Raw genomic sequence first — 18,319 nt, 5'->3', positions numbered from 1 at the left:
GTCTAAGGCGCCGCGAATTGAAGACGCAGCAGGAGGTGACGCCGCCTGCGCAAGAGCGCCTCCGTGCGCCCGCTTGGTGAGAGGCGCTTTCTGGCTTGCTATTCTGTTCTCCTTTATTCGCCTTGCGTTAGCTGAATACCGGCAATAGGTTGAGCGCCTTGCCGAACCAGTAGGCGATGACCAGCAGGCCAAACAGGATCACTAGCACGGGGATGACCTTGCCACCCCAGACGGTAAACAGCTGCTGCGGGAACTTCTGGCGTGATTTCAGCCCGAGGATGGCGGGCACGATGACCGCCCAGATGGTGGCGCATAGCCCGGCGCCGCCGATCCCATAGAGGAAGCCGTTGGGGAACAGCAGATAGAGCAGCGCCGGCGGGATGAAGGTCAACAATACCGTCTTGAGGCGGCCGACAGACGAATTGTCGATGTTAAATAGATCGGCCAGGTAGTCGAACAGCCCCAGGGTGACGCCGAAGAAGGAGCTGGCGACGGCAAGGTTAGAGAATACCAGCAGAAAGAACTCGATCACCCGGCCCGGCGTGGTGCCGATGAACGATTTCACCAGTGAGTCGACGTTGCCGCCCGCGGCGATGATATCTTTAAACGCCTCGCGCGGGATGTTGCCCATGGTGCAATACAGCCAGAACAGGTAGATCACCAACGCCAGGAGCGAGCCGAAGACCAGGCTCTTGATCAGCTTATCCTTACGCTTGCCATAGCAGATGATCAGGCTGGGAATATTGCCGTGGAAACCGAACGAGGCGAGGCAGACCGGCAGCGCCATAAAGATATAGGGGAAGTAGTGGTTGCGCTGGCCCATGCCGGCGGTCGCGTCGGTGAGGGTGGCGTAGTCGACGCGGAAGAAAAACGAGCCGAAGACGATGACGAAGGCGAGGATCTTGATGCCGAGAAACAGTGAGGTGATCCGGCTGGCCGCCAATGAGCTGAACCAGAGTACCGCGCCAACGAACAACGCCGTGGCGATGCCGACCAGGCGAGGATTAACCTGATGGCCTAGCTGCATGGCGATGGTTTCGCTGAGGATCGCGCCGTTGGCGGAGATATAGGCATAGGTCAGAATATACAGGACGAAGGCAACGGTGATGCCGTTAATGATATTCCAGGTGTTACCGAGGAGATCTTTGGTGATGGTATTGAAACTGGAGCCAATAGGGTAATTTAAATTTGCCTCGAGTAATAAGAGCCCAGAGTGTAGCATGGAAAACCAGGTGATGATTAAAATAAAAGCACCCCAGAAAAACCAACTGCCGGCCAAATCGACGGGTAAGGCAAACATTCCGCCGCCGATAACGGTGCCGGCGATAACCATAATTCCCCAAAATGCAGAATGCTTGTTTTTAAACTCCGGCTCCATAAGATTCTCCTCTTATTCAGAGCGTGATGATTTCTTGTTGGCGGAGAAGAGCCTACGCATGGTGCGCAGGCCCCTATTTTTGGTTTAGACTTCTTTTAATTTGGCGGTGAAGTGGCGGAGCACCTTCGGTTCGTAAATAAATTCCAGTCCTTTAATATTTTTGGCGCTCTGCTTGATCTGTTGGAATGCCTCGATAATAAAGTCCATGTGCGTCTGGGTATAGGTGGCGCGCGGAATGGTCAGGCGCAGCAGCTCGGCGGGGCAGGGCAGCTGTTGACCGGTTTTCGGGTCGCGGCCGAGTAAGAAGGAGCCGATTTCGACGGCTCGGATACCCGCAACCTTATACAGTTCACAGGCCAATGCCTGGGCCGGGAACTGCTCGGCGGGGATATGCGGTAACAGCTTACCGGCATCGACGAAGGCGGCGTGGCCCCCAGCCTGCTGGCAGGTGATGCCGATCGCCTCCAGCCCATCGACCAGGTATTGCACCTGGGTGATGCGGTAGGCCAGCCAATCCTGGTTCATGCCATCGTGTAGCCCGACGGCCAGGCGCTCCATGGCGCCCCCCTCCAGGCCGCCATAGGTCGGGAAGCCCTCTTGCACCACACACAGCGTGCGGCATTCGGTGTAGACATCGAAGAAGCGCTCATCTTTAAAGCACAGCAGGCCGCCCATCGGCACCATGGCGTCTTTCTTCGCCGACATGGCGAGCATATCGGCAAACTTGTAGGTTTCGCGGGTGATCGCGTCAATGCTCCAGTCGCGGTATTCCGCCTCGCGTTGCTGGACGAAGTAGGCGTTTTCGGCGAAGCGGGCGGAGTCCATCACCACCGGAATCTCGTATTTCTGCGCAACGGCGTACATCGCCTTCAGGTTGGCGATGGAGACCGGTTGGCCGCCCGCCGAGTTACAGGTGATCGTCGCCACGATATACGGTACGTTGTTGGCCCCGACCTCGCGGATGCCTTGCTCCAGCTTGTCGATGTCGAAGTTACCTTTAAAGTCATGGCGTGCGGCGGTATCGAAGGCCTCTTCGATGTAGACGTTGCGGATAGTGCAGCCGTTGATCTGGCTATGGCCCTGGGTGGTATCGAAGAAATAGTTGGAGAAGGCCACCATCTTGTTTCTATCCAATCCCTTCTCTTGCTCACGCTTCTTGATCAGCACCGGAATATAAATTTGCTCGGCGCCGCGCCCCTGGTGGGTGGGGATGGTGTATTGATAGCCAAAGATCTGCTTAACGGCGTCGACCAGCGCGTAGTAGCTGCGGCTGCCGCTGTATGCCTCGTCGCCGCGCATCATCGCGGCCTGCATATTCTGCGTGACGGCGCCGGTGCCGCTGTCGGTCAGCAGATCGATAAACACGTCTTCGCTATCCAGCAGGAAAGGGTTCATCCCCGATGCGGCGATCGCCTGCTCGCGATGCTCGCGAGTCGTTCTTTTTACCGGTTCAATAACGCGAATACGGAATGGTTCTGGTAAATGTTTAAAGTTATCCATTTTGCTCACCCTTTTAAATATACAGGTAGGGAGTGTTCTTTTCCGGCGGAGAAGAACACTGTAGATAAATAAAATATATAGCGAAGCGGAGCGGACATAATAAAACAGTTATGCCGTGGTGCACGTTCGCATAGAGTCAATCCCGCATGGCGTTATCCTATGCGAGTTTGCCAAAGGTGTCAGGATGGGAGATTAGGAAAAGAATTCGACGAGGATGGTGTCGAGATTAAACCACTTGCTAGGAATATTTGTTTCACATAGTTTTTTCATGATATGCAAACATCCTTAGTGAACGCTGTGACTATAAAATGCACACGGCGACTTTATTTGTCTATTGTTATATTGGTTAATTGTGATGGGATTCACGCGCCATAATTTAACTCAGGTATTTTTCAGGCCAAGCCGGTGTGGCGGTTATCGTTGGCATGGCGGGGTAATTTCTTGGGTGATCATCATCGGTGGAGCACCGCGGGGAATATGACGCCGCGTCGCCCCCATCCTGTATAGCGCCTGTTATGTCACACCAGTTTTTGAGCGGGCGGGCGCGGCGTGGATCGTGCTGGTTCCGCCGCCGATATTGCTCAGGGGGATAGCGAAGTGTTGGCGCAGTGGAGGGATAAAGGCGCGGATGTTGGCATCGCTGCGCGGCGGCGGTCTGCTCCGGGTCGCGGCGGCGGATCTCAGCGCTGCGCTCCCCGCTGTGCCTGCTGCTGTAGCCAGCCGATAAAGGCGTCGATTTTGGGCCACTGGCGTCCCGGCAGGGTGGTGGCATAGTAGTGCTGATGGCACTGTAGCGCCATTTGGCCGAAGGGGGCGATCAGCTCGCCGCTGTCGAGCCGCTTTTGCACCAGCCGCTTACGCCCCATGGCCACCCCGATATGGTTCATCGCGGCGATGACCGCTAGATCGGAACGGTCGAATCCAATGCCGGCGGCGGGCGGCAGGGGGACGGCAAAATGCTGCGCCCAGCCGAACCACTCATCGGTGCCGGAATCGTTGCTCCAGGCCTGCCTGTCGTGCAGCAGCGTACAGTGCTGCAGATGGTGCGGCGCGTTTAGCAGGTTGAACTGCCGGGCGTAGTCGGCGCTGCAGACGGGGAGGATGGCCTCATCCATCAGGAGATGGTGGCTCAGCTGTGCCGAGGGGGCGTCGTCAAAATAGATGGCCACATCAACCCCCGACCACTGCAGGTTGACGTTGTCATTGCCGGTCAGGATCGTCAGCGAAATCGAGGGGTAGCGCCGGGCAAAGTCGCCCAGGGCGGGCACCAGCCAGCACTGCGCGATGGAGGGGCGGGAGTAGACCGTCAGGGTGCCGGAAAGACGCTGGTTTTTGATGTCCAGGAGCTCCTGGTTCAGGACATCCAGCGATGACTTTAGCGCCCAGTATACCCGCTTGCCCTCCGGCGTCAGCTCGACCTTTCGGTGCGAGCGCACGAACAGCAGAATAGCCAGATCGGCCTCCAGCTGGGTGATTTGATGGCTGATGGCGCTGGGACTCAGGGAGAGCTCGGCCGCGGCCAGGGCGAAGGACTGGTGACGGGCGGCGACCTCAAAGGTATGGAGCTTGGCAAGCTGCCAGCCGTTAAGGGGGCGGTTTCTGACTTCTCGTAGCGATTCCATGGCGTCATCAGGCAGGGTGCGAAGGAAGGGAGTGTAAAGAAATTTGCTGCATATTTCATCATATTGATGAGCGTTTCTGACTTATTTTCTATTCCCTGCGTTTTATTTGATGCCGGTCACGCCATTGCATCTGTTTTCCTCATGTGAGCCGCCAATTATATCGTTTGTCAGCCGATGCGGTTTCTTTGTTCAATAGCACCGGGTTAATTACAGGGTAAGGTGAGATATGCACTCGCAAATTTGGGTTGTGGGCACGCTGCTGATCAGCATCGTGTTAATCGTACTGACTATCATAAAATGTAAACTGCACCCGTTTCTGGCCCTGCTGCTGGCCAGTTTCTTTGTCGGCACCATGATGGGAATGGGGCCGCTGGATATGGTTAACGCCATTGAGAGCGGTATTGGCAGCACGCTGGGGTTCCTGGCGGCGGTGATCGGCCTGGGCACCATCCTGGGCAAGATGATGGAGATCTCCGGGGCGGCAGAGCGTATCGGCATCACCCTGCAGCGCTGCCGCTGGCTCTCTACCGATGTCATTATGGTGCTGGTGGGGCTGATCTGCGGCATTACGCTGTTTGTGGAAGTGGGCGTGGTGCTGCTGATCCCGCTGGCGTTCTCCATTGCTAAGAAGACCAACACCTCACTGCTGAAGCTGGCGATCCCGCTGTGTACCGCGCTGATGGCCGTGCACTGCGTGGTGCCGCCGCATCCGGCGGCGCTGTTTGTGGTGAATAAGCTGGGCGCGGATATCGGTACGGTGATCGTCTATGGTCTGCTGGTTGGCTTAATCGCCTCGTTGGTCGGCGGGCCGCTGTTCCTGAAGCTGGTCGGCAACCGCCTGCCGTTTAAGGCGATCCCGGCAGAGTTTGCCGATCTGCAGGTGCGCGATGAAAAGACGCTGCCCTCGCTGGGCGCCACGCTGTTTACCGTATTGCTGCCGATTGCGCTGATGCTGGTAAAAACCCTGGCCGAGCTGAATATGGCGAAGGCGGGATCGCTGTATACGCTGCTGGAGTTTATCGGTAATCCGATAACCGCCATGTTTATCGCCGTCTTTGTCGCCTATTACATTCTGGGGCTGCGTCAGCATATGGGGATGGGGACGCTGCTGAGCCAAACCGAAAATGGCTTCGGCGCTATTGCCAATATCCTGCTGATTATTGGCGCAGGCGGTGCGTTTAACGCCATTTTAAAAAGCAGTGGCTTGGCGGACAGCCTGGCGCTGATCCTCTCTAACCTGCATATGCACCCGATTTTGCTGGCCTGGCTGGTGGCGCTGATCCTGCATGCGGCGGTGGGGTCGGCGACGGTGGCGATGATGGGGGCCACGGCGATCGTGGCGCCGATGTTGCCGCTGTATCCCAACGTCAGTCCTGAAATCATCGCGATCGCCATCGGCTCCGGCGCGATTGGTTGCACGATCGTTACGGACTCGCTGTTCTGGCTGGTGAAGCAGTACTGCGGAGCAACGCTGAACGAAACCTTTAAATACTATACGACCGCAACCTTTATTGCGTCGATTATTGCCCTGGCAAGCACCTTCTTGCTCTCTTTCATTATCTAAGTATCAAGAGACGTATGATGACGAACATTAATATGACCTCACTTATTGCCCAGTATCCGTTGGTGGCCGATCTGGTGAATTTACGGGAAACCGTCTGGTTTAACCCGGCGACGACGACGCTGGTGGAAGGACTCCCCTATGTTGGTCTGACGGCGCAGGACGTGCAAGATGCCCACGATCGCCTGGCCCGCTTTGCCCCTTATCTGGCCAAGGCGTTTCCGGAGACGGCGGCGACCAACGGTATCATTGAGTCCGAACTGGCGGCGATCCCGGCCATGCAGCGGCGTCTAGCGCAGGAGTACGGCCAGCCGATCGGCGGTCAGCTGCTGCTGAAAAAAGACAGCCATCTGCCGATCTCCGGCTCCATTAAGGCCCGCGGCGGCATCTATGAGGTGCTGGCGCACGCAGAAAAGTTGGCGCTGGAGGCCGGTCTGCTGACGACGGATCAGGACTACGGCATCCTGCTTACCCCGGCGTTTAAACACTTTTTCAGCCAGTACAGCATCGCCGTTGGCTCCACCGGCAATCTGGGCATGTCTATCGGCATTATGAGCGCCAGCCTGGGCTTTAAGGTTACCGTTCATATGTCGGCCGATGCCCGTGAGTGGAAGAAGGCCAAGCTGCGTAGCCACGGTGTGACGGTGGTGGAGTATGACGAGGACTACGGGGTGGCGGTAGAGCAGGGACGTAAGGCGGCGGAGTCCGATCCCAACTGCTTCTTTATCGACGATGAGAACTCCCGCACCCTGTTTTTGGGCTACGCGGTGGCCGGCGAGCGGCTGAAGGCGCAGTTTGCCGCGCAGGGGCGTACGGTCGATGCCGATCATCCGCTGTTCGTCTACCTGCCGTGCGGCGTCGGCGGCGGTCCCGGTGGGGTCGCGTTTGGCCTGAAGCTGGCCTTCGGCGACAACGTACATTGCTTCTTTGCCGAGCCGACCCACTCTCCCTGCATGCTGCTGGGGGTGTATACCGGTCTGCATGACGCCATCGCCGTGCAGGATCTGGGGATCGATAATCTGACGGCGGCGGATGGACTGGCCGTTGGCCGCGCCTCTGGCTTTGTGGGGCGGGCCATGGAGCGCCTGCTGGACGGCTGCTATACGCTCGACGATCAGAGCCTGTATAACATGCTGGGCTGGCTGGCGCAGGAGGAGGGCATTCGTCTGGAGCCCTCGGCGCTGGCCGGTATGGCGGGACCTGTCCATGTCTGCGCCTCGGCGGAGTATCCGCGGATGCACCACTTCGGCGAGCAGCAGCTGGCGCAGGCGACCCATCTGGTGTGGGCGACCGGCGGCGGCATGGTGCCTGAACGCGAGATGGCGCAGTACCTGGCGAAAGGACGCTGACGCGCGGGCGGCTGTCCGGCGGCGTTTCGTTGCCGGGCGGCCGCGCTTTTAACGCCCTGCGGCGTCGGTAACGCGGCGCCGCCGTTTTTCGGTTTACGGCCTCGCCGCGATCATTTTTTGCCCAGGCGGCCTGCCACCCTTTCCAGCTTTATCATTAAACAGAGCGTAATGGCTACCAGCACAATTGTCAGCGCCGCGCCGTCGGCAATATTGCCGCGGTCGGTCAGGCTAAAAATAGCGACGGGCAGTGTGGACCACCCCGGCGGGTAAATCATCATCGTGGCGCCCAGCTCCCCCATCGAGAGCGATAAGCTCAGCGCCAGCGCCGAGATCATCCAGGGCATCAGCAGCGGCAGCGTGACGTGGCGCAGACGATACCACGGCGTTGCGCCGAGGCTGGATGCCACATGTTCAATGTCTGCCGGCAGGCGGGCTAACCCCGTGGAGACGTTGCTGAAGGTAAAGGCCGAAATCAGTACAAAGTGGGCGGCCAGGACAATCCATAGTGTTCCATTCATCTGTAGCGGCCCTTGGCTGAACGCGACCAGAATCCCCAACCCCACGGAGACCGAGGGGATAGCGCTTGGCAGGTAAAACGCTAGGCTGAGCCATTTTTGCGCCCTGGCGCTGTATTGGCGCAGGGCCAGGGCCGCCCATACGCCGCACAGCAGGGCAAACAGGCTGGCGCAAAAGCCGACCACCAGACTGGCCAGCAGGGCGTCCCATGCGGCGCCGCGAAACGCATTCACAAAGTGCATCAGCGTGAATCCGCTGGGCAGAATGCCGTTCCACTGCTGGCTGAGGCTGGACATCAGAATGACCAGCAGCGGAAGAAAGAAGATCACGGTAAAGAGCGTCGTTGCCACGACGCCGGCGGCGATGCGCCCTTTGCGAGACCAAATCAGCATGGTTGGCTCCTTAGGTGGGTGCGCGAGACGGCCAGGCGATACAGGGAAAACAGCCCCAGCGAGAGCAGAATATTGATCAGCGCAATCATACAGGCGACGCCGTAATCCGACTCCAGGATGGCTTTGCTGTAGACCATCATCGGCAGCGTATTGACGCCCTTGGCGCCAATAAACAGCACAATGCCGAACTCATTGGTCGTGAGCAGCAGGCACAGGCTGCCGCCCGCCAGCAGGGCGGGCAGCGCCGCCGGAAAGATGACTCGGGCTATTATCTGGTGCGGGCGGGCCCCCAGGATGCTGGCGGCCTCCAGCTGACTTTTGTCGATTTGCCGCAGGGCGGCCATCAGCGGGCGCATGACCAGGGGGGTAAAAACGGTTATCTCGGCGAGGATCACCCCTTGCAGAGAGTAGAGAAAGCTTACCGGCGGTAGCTCAAAGCCGAACAGCTGCATCAGCGTGCCGTTGAGTAACCCGGCGGAGCCGTAAATAAAGGTAAACGCCAGGGTGATAAGGAAGGTTGGCAGGGCGATAAACGTATCGACGACCCGGCCGATCAGCTCGCTTCCCGGAAAAGGGATAAAGACCAGGATAAGCGACAGCACACTGCCCAACAGAAGGCAGCCGGCGGTGGCGAAAAAGGCAATTTGCAGGGTATTGATCAGCGCGCCGGTAAAGCGCCTGGACTCCACGACCTGCCAGAGGCTCTCCAAGCCCATTCCCCCATGAGGCGTGCTCAGGGCCTGCTCTGCAATGAGCAGCAAGGGGTAGAGAAACAGGGTCGCCAGCACCAGCAGCGGCGGCGCCAGCCAGCGCAGCGGGCGCAGCACGGGGCGGGATCTTTCCAGTGTCATAAAAAGCGACATCGTTATACCTCAATGAGAACCGCATCGTCAGGCTCAAACCACAGCGCCAGGCTGTCACCGGGCTGTGGCATGGGGCTGACCTGGGTCATGACTATACGTACGGACTCTCCCGCCACATCGCACAGCAAATGGGTTAAGTCGCCCTGCCAGTGTACCGACTGCAGCGTGGCGTTCAGGCGGTTGCTGTTCGCCGTGCGCGGCGCCAGGCTGATATGCTGCGGGCGAATGCACAGCAGTTTGTGGTATCCATGCTGACCGCCTCGGCTAAAGGCATTGATGATGGCGCCTGCGCAGCTTACGCTGACCATACCGGGCGTCGGGGTGACGCTCAGGGCTGTAGCCGGGATAATGTTCGCCCGCCCGAGGAACTCTGCCGCAAAACGATTGGGGGGTGGTGATACAGCGAGCGGGTTTCGCCGTGGGCTATCATGGTGCCGTCTTTCATTATGCCTATCTTATCCGCCAGCGTGAGGGCTTCGGTCTGATCGTGGGTGACATAAAGGATGGTCAGCTCGGGCAGCTCTCGGTGTAAGCGGGCTATTTCTTCCACCATCGTGTGGCGGATCTGCGCATCCAGCGCTGACAGGGGCTCATCCAGCAGCAGCACGCGGGGGCGCACGGCAATCGCCCGGGCAATGGCTACGCGCTGCTGTTGGCCGCCGGAGAGCTGGTGGGGATAACGGGCCGCATAATCGCTCATCCCGACCGTCCTCAGCGCGTCGCTGACGCGATCGTTAATCAGCGCTTTAGGCTGCTTTTGTGCGCGCAGTCCAAACGCGACGTTATCCTCTACCCGGAGGTGGGGAAACAGCGCATAGTTTTGTACCACCATCGCCAGACCCCGTTTATACGGCGGCAGGTGGGTAACGTCGGTACCGCCAATGACAATACGTCCGCCCGTCGGCTGAACAAAACCCGCCAGCGCCCGCAGCACCGTCGTTTTTCCCGAGCCGGAGGGGCCGATCAGCGCCAGGACCTCGCCTGGTTCAATGGTCAGTGAAAGCGGTTTAAGAACCACGTTGCCGTGGTATGCCACGCGCAGGGCGTCAAAGGTAATACCGGAGGCGCCCTGCTGCGCCGGTGTTGGGATAGCGGTGGATTTCATCAGCATAATGCTTACTCGCTATCGGTCACTTTATGCCAGCGGGCGATGTCGGCTGACAGCGAACGCGCGACCTCATCCCAGTCCGGCTGCCAGCTTTTCACGCCCTCAAGCATGGCCTTGGCCATCATATAGTTGGCATCCTGCGGTGACACATCGCCGCGTACCGGCATTCCCCAGGAGAGGGCGCTGACGCTGGTTTGCGCCTCCTTGCTGAGCAGGAAGTTAATTAGCTTTTTGCCGTTCTCGCTTTCCGGCGCACCCTGAACTAGGCCGATGACATACGGAATCGATAATGCGCTGCGCTCCCCCTTGGCATCGGCGGGCCAGAAGATATTTACGTTCGGGTTGCGCTGCATCTGCGCCAGGTTCATCTGTAAGTCGCCGTTGGCGACGTAGAGCTCGCCTTTATTGACCAGGGCGGTGAGCTTGCCGGTCGAGGCAGACGGGCCGATGTTATTGGCCTGCAGCTGGCGGAGATAGTCAAAACCGGCCTCTTTGCTGCCAAAGCTGTGAAAGGCCTGGAGCATCACGGCGGTGCCGTCAGCGGCCTGACCGGGCGTGGAGTACTGCAGCTTGTTTTTGTACTTGCTGTCGAGCAGATCCTGCCAGCGTGCCGGGGCGGTTTTCAGCCGCTGGCCGTTGTAGATAAAGCTCAGGTAGTTTTGCACCAAAGGGGAGTTGCGATCGTTGGCGCCCGGGATCTGCTCCGCGGCATCCGAGGTAAAGCCGGCCAGCAGGTTTTCGGCGGCGGCGCGCTGAATAAACGGCGGGGCGGTTACCAGTACGTCGGCCTGTGGGTTCGTGCGCTCTTTCGCCAGCCGTTCAACCACAACGCCGCCGCCGCCCTCCACGTAGCGGACGGTGATCCCGGTCGCTTGGGTAAATGCCTTAAATTGCGCTTGATACCAGCTATTGTCCCCATCATGTAAACCATCGATAGAGTAAACCGTTACCGTAGAGCCTGCCCATACCGGCGCGGCGGCAAGGGTGAGAGCGGAGAGCAGTGCGAGTCGGGAGCGTTTCATCGAGATAGCCTCATTGCATGCGTTAAACTCATCTGGCCTATACCAGATTTTCGCTGTTACGCTAAACGGCTTTTATGACAATACGATGAAGGCACGCTATTTTTCGCCGCCGCAGCGGCAGAGCGCGGGCGGCGTTGGGGAGACTAAGGGGCGGTATCTACCTCAATGCGCAGGCTGTCGTGACGCCAGTATTCGATGTCCAGATCGAGTATGCGGCCATATTGGTCATAGTTGAGGCGGCGTAGCAACAGCGCGGGCCGCCCCTCCATCACGCCCAACGCCTGGGCGGCCTGAGGCGGCATCGCCGTGGGGTAAAATGACAAATGCATGCTGGTATAGCGCAGGCCGTAGTGCTTCTCATATATCTCCGTCAGGCTGCCGTTGAGATCGTATTGCAGCAGTTCGGGCACCCGGGCCGGCAGGCAATGGTTTTCGCAATAGCAGATAGCCCGATCATCGGCATAGCGCAGGCGGGCCAGCAGGTAAATTTTATCAACGGACTGCAGCTGTAGCGCGGCCCGTGCTCCCGCGGGTACATCGGTCACTATCCCATTGAGTAGCCTCGTTTTTGGCTGGCGTCCCTGCTCACGGCAGAGCCGATGGAAATTGGTGTTTTGGGTGGGGTCCAGCCATAAGCGATCCGGCGTCACGAACCAGCCTCGCCTATCGGCACGCCAAATGATCCCGCTGGCCTCTAACTGCGCCAGGCTTTCTCGGATGGTAATGCGCGTGGTGTTAAAGCGCGCACATAGCTCACGCTCCGAGGGCAGCTTATCGCCGCTGCTTAATGCGCCGTCCCGAATACATGCCTGCAGTTCGGCCTTAATCAATAGATATTGAGGTGTCTCGCCGGGAATAGATTTCATGGTGACTCACTGCCGTTTTTCCTGCCGTCATTATACAGACGTTGATGAATTTTTTGTTGCAACCCGATTTTCCCTTTGACCCTGTGCCGTAAAGATCGTCATGATAAATGTAAATCTGGTATAGACCAAAGGCAAATAACATGACTTCACGTAACTATCTGCTGCTGACGCCCGGGCCGTTGACCACCTCGCGTACCGTGAAAGAAGCGATGCTGTTCGACAGTTGTACCTGGGATGATGATTACAATCTGGGGGTGGTAGAGCAGGTTCGCCGCCAATTGACCGCGCTGGCAACGGCGGAGGCGGGCTATACGTCCGTACTGCTGCAGGGCAGCGGCAGCTATGCCGTTGAAGCCGTGCTGGGCAGCGTGATTGGCCAGCACGGCAAGGTGCTGATTGTCAGCAACGGCGCCTATGGCGCCCGTATGGCAGAGATGGCCGAGCGTATGGGGATCGCCCATCATGTGTATGACTGCGGCGAGGTGGCAAGCCCGGATCCCCACGCCGTTGAGGCGATCCTTAAGGATGACGGCGCGATAACCCATATTGCGATGGTCCACTGCGAAACCACCACGGGAATATTGAACCCCATTGCGGCGCTGGGCGCGCTGGCCCGGCGCTATGGTAAGACCTATATCGTTGACGCAATGAGCAGCTTTGGCGGTATCCCGTTGGATGTCGCCGCGCTGGGGATCGACTTTCTGATAAGCTCCGCCAATAAATGTATTCAGGGGGTTCCCGGCTTTGCCTTTGTTATTGCCCGTGAGGAGCAACTGGCGCTGTGCGCCGGCCGATCCCGGTCACTGTCGCTGGATCTGTATGCCCAATGGGTCTGTATGCGGGATAACCACGGTAAGTGGCGTTTTACCTCCCCGACCCACACCGTACTGGCGTTTGCCCAGGCGTTGAAAGAGCTTGCCGAGGAGGGCGGCATTGCCGCGCGCTATCGGCGCTATCGCGATAGCCAGCGTCAGCTGGTGGCCGGTATGCAGAGGCTGGGATTTACCCCGCTACTGGAGGCCGCGCTGCATTCGCCTATCATCACGGCATTTTATTCCCCCACGCATCCGCAGTACCGCTTTGACGACTTTTATACCCGCCTGAAGGCGCAGGGTTTTGTTATCTATCCAGGCAAGGTGTCACAAAGTGACTGTTTCCGCATTGGCAACATTGGCGAGGTCTATGCCGCGGACATCACGGCTTTGCTGAACGCTATCGATAATGCCATGTACTGGCATAAATAAGGAGCATGATGAAGCGTATTAATGCAGTGATTCTTGACTGGGCTGGGACCACGGTCGACTTTGGCTCTTTTGCGCCGACGCAGATTTTTGTCGAGGCATTCCGCCAGGCATTCGGCGTTGAGATTACCCTTGACGAAGCGCGGGTGCCAATGGGGCTGGGCAAGTGGCAGCATATTGACGCGCTGGGTAAGCTTCCCGCCGTGGCCGCCCGTTGGCAGGCTAAGTGGGGGCGAGCCATGACGGCCGACGATATCGATGCCATCTATGCGGCGTTTATGCCGCTACAAATCGCGAGCGTTGTCAATTTTGCCGCCCCCATTGACGGCGTTGTCGACACGGTGGCGCAGCTGCGGGCCGAGGGGATCCGCATTGGCTCTTGCTCCGGCTATCCCCGCGCGGTAATGGAGAAACTGGTTCCCGCCGCCGCGGCCTATGGTTACTCGCCCGATAACTGGGTGGCGACCGACGATCTCGCCGCCGGCGGGCGCCCAGGCCCCTGGATGGCGCTGCAGAATGTGATTGCGCTGGGGATAGACTCCGTTGCCCACTGCGTGAAGGTCGATGACGCAGCCCCGGGGATTGTAGAGGGAATCAATGCGGGCATGTGGAGCGTCGGGCTGGCGGTATCCGGTAATGCGTTTGGCGCAACTCGGGAGGCGTTCTTGGCGATGCCGGCGGCGGAGGTTGCGCAGCGCCGCGAACGGGCCGCCGCCAAGCTGTACGCCGCCGGTGCGCACTATGTTGTGGATACGCTGGCAGACTTGCCGGGCGTGATAGCGCAAATCAATGCGCGCCTGACGCGGGGCGAGCGGCCGTAAGCGGGTTGCGTTGGCGTGATTCGCCGAGCGTGACAAGGGCATCGGTGTGGTGCCCTTGTCTGTTTCTGTTATCCGTGCCGCTGTGGCTCAACGGTGAGCGAGCGGCCATCGTTGGCGCTGGATGCCTCTTTATCTGAAACGCTGGTTTCACCGCCCTGCGGGTTATTCTCCCGCGGCATGCTGACCGAGGGCACCGTGGCGCAGCCGTTGATGAGTAACAACAGTGTGGAAAGAAGAACATATTTCATCTTGCTATAAACGCCCTTTTAGCGTTTGGATTCATGTCGCTCAGTATCGACGGTGATTATTCCGCCCGCGTATTTAACTTAACATGGGCGCCGACGCTATCGGCGGCGTGGATTTTTGACGGGCCTGCGTCTTCCTGCGGCGACCTGGCCATGGGCGTTGTCCCGACACGGTATGGGGATGACGATTGGCGCCGTGCACCCTGCCGTAGCATGACCCTGTACGTCTCGCCTCATTATTTATCTACTGATCATCCTACCCATAAGGAATAATTATCGGTGTTTTAATTCCTATGGCTAATACGTTGAGGAATACCGCTATAGATTTATCAACGACAATACAACCAGGGGCGCTTTTAGGGCGAAAACTTATAACGTTTTGTTTAAGGATTTAACTTTTCGCCGTGGGGTAGACTGCAACTATTCCCCTACATGCAGGAGCGACCGGATGAGCGGCGCAAAGGTAGTGAATGTCCATCCGCTATGGCTACGGCTGTGTCACTGGATTAATGCCATCGCCATCTTTTTAATGATCCTGAGCGGATGGCGGATTTATGACGCCTCACCGCTGTTTGATTTCTATTTTCCCAAGCAATACACCCTGGGGGATGGTTGGGCGGTGCCCTGCAGTGGCACTTTGCCGCCATGTGGCTGTTTGCCCTTAATGGCGTGGTGTATCTGACCATCAACGTGATCGGCGGCCGTTTTCGTCGGCGCTTTTGGCCGATATCGCTGCGGCAGCTGGGACAGGATATGGCAGACGCGCTGCGCGGCCGCCTGGCCCATGACGATCCGCGCCATTATAACGCGGTGCAGAAGTGTGCCTATCTGTCGGCCATCGGCGCCGCCATCGTACTGCTGCTTTCCGGTCTGGTGCTGTGGAAGTCTGTGCAGTTTCCGCTGCTGCGTGGGCTGCTGGGCGGGTATGAGGCGGCGCGCTATATCCACTTTTATGCCATGGCGTTCGTGTGCGCCTTCCTCGTGGTGCATGTGGTGATGGTGGCGCTGGTTCCTAAAACGTTGCTGGCGATGTTACGCGGACGCTAAGGAGCGACGATGAAGAAGAGCAACATCGATTTATCCGTCGGTGATGGTGATGCGCTGGTGAAGGAGGCGCAGCGTCTGGTTGCCCGCCGCCTGGGCGGATCGTCGCGCCGCCGTTTTCTGCAGCAAGGCTTGACGCTGGGCGGCATCGCCCTGCTGACCGGGTGCGATCTCAGCGAAAATCCCGACGTAGAGAGCGTTCTCAACCGTATGTCCCGGTTTAACGATCGGGTACAGGGCTGGCTATTCAGCGGGCAGCGCCTGGCGCCGGAGTATACGCCGAGCGAGATCACGCGCCCCTTTCCCTTTAATGCGTTTTATGGCGAGGAGGAGATTCCCGACATCGCGGGAGATGACTACCGGCTAGAGGTTCGCGGGCTGGTGCGGGATACCCGGAGCTGGCGCCTAGCGGAGCTGTATCAGCTGACGCAGCATGAGCAGATTACCCGCCATATCTGCGTTGAGGGGTGGAGCGCCATCGGGCGCTGGGGCGGCGTGCGCTTCGCTGACTTCCTGCAGCTGATCGGCGCACAGACCCAGGCGAAATACGTTGGCTTTCGCTGCGCCGATGACTATTACACCAGCATTGATATGGCGAGCGCGCTGCACCCGCAGACCATTATGGCGCTCTCCTGGGATGGGCAGCGGCTGCCACCGGAGTATGGCTATCCGATGAAGCTGCGTATTCCGACCAAGCTGGGCTATAAAAATCCAAAGCATATCGTTTCCATAGAAATAACCAACCGATTCCCCGGTGGTTATTGGGAAGATCAGGGCTACAACTGGTTTGGCGGCAGCTGATCTTTTTAATGCAGTACTTCCTCAAATAAGATAAGGATGGAAAAATGAAAAAAGTAATCGCAACGGTACTGGCGGGTTCTCTGATGATGGCCTTCTCCGCAGCCTATGCCGCAGACGGCATGGCCAAAGATAATATGGGTCATGATGGCATGAAGCAAGAGAGCGCGATGTCCCATGATAATATGGGTAAAGATGGCATGAAGAAAGATGGTATGAAGAAAGATGGCATGAAGAAAGATGGCATGAAGAAAGATGGCATGAAGAAAGATGGTATGAAAAAAGACAGCATGAAAAAAGATAGCATGGCCAAGGATGAGATGAATAAAGGTATGTAACCCCGCGCCAGCGGCTTTATTTTATTCTGTGTCTTTCTACTACGCCCTATCGCCGCTCCCCCGGCAATAGGGCGTTTTTCTATTAGGATATCTTGTGTCGCGCCGCGGGGGGGAGCCCCTGCGCCGTTTGACGGAGGATATTACGCACGTTGATACTGCTGGTTACCGGCAATATAGGTCTCTTTAATATTCTGTTTGCCCCCCATGATCATCAGTGCAAACAGCCTGTCTTCTAATGTAGTCGTATTATCCATACGCAGCTTTTGTATCTCATCGGTGTGCCAGTCGATAACCGTAAAGTCGGCCGTTTTCCCCGCGGTAAAATTCCCTACCTGCGCCTCAAGGCTGAGGGCAACGGCACCGCCGAGGGTCGCCAGATAAAATCCCATAAACGCTGACAGCGCGCCTCCCGCGAGCTGGGTGATTTTATAGGCCTCGCACAGGGAGTCTAATTGGCAGAAGCTGGTTCCCGCGCCGATATCGGTTCCCAACCCCACCCGAATGTGATGATTTTGCGCCCTGGCCAGATTGAATAGGCCGCTGCCTAAAAAGAGATTGGAGGTCGGGCAGAATGCGATGGCCGAGTCCGTTTTAGCGATGCCGTCCCACTCTGCGTCGCTGAGGTGAATCGCATGAGCGAATACCGATTTTTTCCCGGCGAGTCCATAATGGCGGTAAACTTGGAAGTAGTTTTCCTGCTCGGGATACAGCTCGGCAACCCAGGCAATCTCACTGTGGTTTTCACAGAGATGGGTGTGGACATAGGTATCTGGATATTTTTCTTTCAGCTTTCCAGCCAGACGCAGCTGCTCTGGCGTAGAGGTTGGGGCAAAGCGTGGCGTAATCGCATATTTCAGCCGGCCCTTGTTGTGCCATTTCTGAATCAACCGTTCGCTGTCTTGGTAGGCCGATTCTGCGGTATCAAGCAGGTAGTCGGGGGCGTTTCTGTCCATCATGACCTTGCCGGAGATCAGCAGCATATTTTTGCTCAGGGCCTCCTCAAACAGCGCATCTACCGACTGTGGGTGCACGGTGCCAAAGACCAGGGCGGTGGTGGTTCCATTGCCGAGTAGTTCATTGACAAAAATATGCGCAATGCGTTGGGCATAGGCCGGATCGGCAAACTTTTTTTCTGTTGGAAAGGTATATTTCTCTAGCCACTCCAACAATTGCTCACCATAGGCGCCGATCATTTCACTCTGTGGATAGTGAATATGGGTATCGATAAACCCCGGGGTAATCAGACAACCGGTTTTATCATCAATGTTTTTATAATTATACGCATCGCTATGATGGTAGGGGCGGCACTCAACGACTTTACCCTCTTTAATTATAAGTAATCCATCTTGAATAAATTCAAATGAGTCGCTGAGATTGTCTGTTTTTGCCGGATTACTAAAGAAATGGAGAAAACTAGAACGAATGGCTGATGTTGCTTGGTTCACAAGGATAGTCTCGTTATTGTTGGTGGAAGCATAAAATAATAGCATCGGTGGCAGGGACGTTTATCTGATTCGATATTATGTTGGTGTTTGGTTTATTTTTATATGGATGGGCGGCACTGGATCTTTTTTAGTGCGCCGGCGCGATTGTTTTCGCCACGGATATCAATACGGCCGGCGCTGGCGCCGTGCGGCAGAGAGACTTCCGCCGGG

The 18,319-nt window shown here is 57.5% G+C and carries 15 protein-coding genes and 2 pseudogenes; 7 read left to right on the top strand and 10 right to left on the bottom strand.

The features are described from left to right. Window positions 1-127 precede the first annotated feature (127 nt). The 3 genes from tnaB to dsdC all read right to left on the bottom strand — a co-directional run bounded on the left by tnaB (window position 128) and on the right by dsdC (window position 4,500). On the bottom strand, window positions 128-1,378 hold the full coding sequence (gene tnaB, locus QY76_RS15965) for a low affinity tryptophan permease TnaB (protein ID WP_045426372.1): 1,251 nt from the start codon (window positions 1,376-1,378) through the stop codon (window positions 128-130). Between the two features lie 84 nt (window positions 1,379-1,462). After that, window positions 1,463-2,878 (bottom strand): tryptophanase, encoded by a 1,416-nt coding sequence (tnaA, locus tag QY76_RS15960; RefSeq protein ID WP_034171838.1) that lies wholly within the window; start codon window positions 2,876-2,878, stop codon window positions 1,463-1,465. A gap of 680 nt (window positions 2,879-3,558) precedes the next feature. Further along, the gene (gene dsdC, locus QY76_RS15955; protein ID WP_034171837.1) at window positions 3,559-4,500 is read right to left on the bottom strand and encodes a DNA-binding transcriptional regulator DsdC; all 942 of its coding nucleotides are present in this window, start codon (window positions 4,498-4,500) and stop codon (window positions 3,559-3,561) included. Window positions 4,501-4,726: 226 nt separating this feature from the next. Between dsdC and dsdX the strand changes: the two genes are divergently transcribed. Together dsdX and dsdA are read left to right on the top strand one after the other, a co-directional pair. Further along, a complete protein-coding gene (gene dsdX, locus QY76_RS15950; protein WP_034171836.1) occupies window positions 4,727-6,064 on the top strand; it encodes a D-serine transporter DsdX in 1,338 nt (445 codons plus the stop codon). A gap of 17 nt (window positions 6,065-6,081) precedes the next feature. Further along, window positions 6,082-7,410: a D-serine ammonia-lyase gene (gene dsdA, locus QY76_RS15945; RefSeq protein WP_045426364.1), complete on the top strand. Its 1,329-nt coding sequence runs from the start codon at window positions 6,082-6,084 to the stop codon at window positions 7,408-7,410. A gap of 110 nt (window positions 7,411-7,520) precedes the next feature. Here dsdA and phnV read toward each other — a convergent pair whose 3' ends face one another. The 5 genes and pseudogenes from phnV to phnR form a co-directional block, all read right to left on the bottom strand. Beyond that, window positions 7,521-8,318: a 2-aminoethylphosphonate ABC transport system, membrane component PhnV gene (gene phnV, locus QY76_RS15940; protein ID WP_045426361.1), complete on the bottom strand. Its 798-nt coding sequence runs from the start codon at window positions 8,316-8,318 to the stop codon at window positions 7,521-7,523. After that, complete coding sequence (gene phnU, locus QY76_RS15935) at window positions 8,312-9,181, bottom strand: 2-aminoethylphosphonate ABC transporter permease subunit (protein ID WP_034171833.1); 870 nt, start codon at window positions 9,179-9,181, stop codon at window positions 8,312-8,314. The genes phnV and phnU overlap by 7 nt, the downstream gene beginning before the upstream one ends. 2 nt (window positions 9,182-9,183) lie before the next feature. After that, a pseudogene (gene phnT, locus QY76_RS15930) lies at window positions 9,184-10,292 on the bottom strand (2-aminoethylphosphonate ABC transport system ATP-binding subunit PhnT). Between the two features lie 5 nt (window positions 10,293-10,297). Next, entirely contained in the window at window positions 10,298-11,311 is a 1,014-nt protein-coding gene (phnS, locus tag QY76_RS15925) for a 2-aminoethylphosphonate ABC transporter substrate-binding protein (protein WP_045426345.1), read from the bottom strand. Window positions 11,312-11,454: 143 nt separating this feature from the next. Continuing rightward, the gene (gene phnR / locus QY76_RS15920) at window positions 11,455-12,177 is read right to left on the bottom strand and encodes a phosphonate utilization transcriptional regulator PhnR (RefSeq protein WP_045426342.1); all 723 of its coding nucleotides are present in this window, start codon (window positions 12,175-12,177) and stop codon (window positions 11,455-11,457) included. Window positions 12,178-12,317: 140 nt separating this feature from the next. Between phnR and phnW the strand changes: the two genes are divergently transcribed. Together phnW and phnX are read left to right on the top strand one after the other, a co-directional pair. Beyond that, window positions 12,318-13,421 (top strand): 2-aminoethylphosphonate--pyruvate transaminase, encoded by a 1,104-nt coding sequence (gene phnW, locus QY76_RS15915; protein ID WP_034171829.1) that lies wholly within the window; start codon window positions 12,318-12,320, stop codon window positions 13,419-13,421. Between the two features lie 8 nt (window positions 13,422-13,429). Further along, window positions 13,430-14,239, top strand: coding sequence for a phosphonoacetaldehyde hydrolase (phnX, locus tag QY76_RS15910; RefSeq protein ID WP_034171828.1), 810 nt, complete (start codon window positions 13,430-13,432; stop codon window positions 14,237-14,239). A gap of 68 nt (window positions 14,240-14,307) precedes the next feature. Here the strand turns inward: phnX and QY76_RS15905 are convergent, their stop codons facing one another. Next, window positions 14,308-14,487 carry a hypothetical protein gene (locus QY76_RS15905; protein WP_034171827.1) on the bottom strand — a complete coding sequence of 60 codons (180 nt, stop codon included), beginning with the start codon at window positions 14,485-14,487 and terminating at the stop codon, window positions 14,308-14,310. Between the two features lie 445 nt (window positions 14,488-14,932). On the opposite strand from QY76_RS15905, the pseudogene QY76_RS15900 reads away from it, so the two are divergent. The 3 genes and pseudogenes from QY76_RS15900 (at window position 14,933) to QY76_RS15890 (ending at window position 16,664) form a co-directional block, all read left to right on the top strand. Beyond that, window positions 14,933-15,531, top strand: a pseudogene (locus tag QY76_RS15900) (cytochrome b/b6 domain-containing protein). Window positions 15,532-15,540: 9 nt separating this feature from the next. After that, complete coding sequence (locus QY76_RS15895; protein WP_045426339.1) at window positions 15,541-16,329, top strand: molybdopterin-dependent oxidoreductase; 789 nt, start codon at window positions 15,541-15,543, stop codon at window positions 16,327-16,329. Window positions 16,330-16,373: 44 nt separating this feature from the next. Next, window positions 16,374-16,664, top strand: coding sequence for a pentapeptide MXKDX repeat protein (locus tag QY76_RS15890; RefSeq protein WP_034171824.1), 291 nt, complete (start codon window positions 16,374-16,376; stop codon window positions 16,662-16,664). Between the two features lie 140 nt (window positions 16,665-16,804). On the opposite strand, the gene guaD is transcribed toward QY76_RS15890, so the two are convergent. Then, the gene (gene guaD, locus QY76_RS15885) at window positions 16,805-18,154 is read right to left on the bottom strand and encodes a guanine deaminase (protein WP_045426336.1); all 1,350 of its coding nucleotides are present in this window, start codon (window positions 18,152-18,154) and stop codon (window positions 16,805-16,807) included. Between the last annotated feature and the right edge of the window lie 165 nt (window positions 18,155-18,319).

The organism is Edwardsiella sp. EA181011 (genome assembly GCF_000800725.1).
In the GTDB taxonomy this organism is placed as follows: Bacteria; Pseudomonadota; Gammaproteobacteria; order Enterobacterales; family Enterobacteriaceae; genus Edwardsiella; species Edwardsiella anguillarum.
This window is presented reverse-complemented; position numbering and strand designations above follow the sequence as displayed.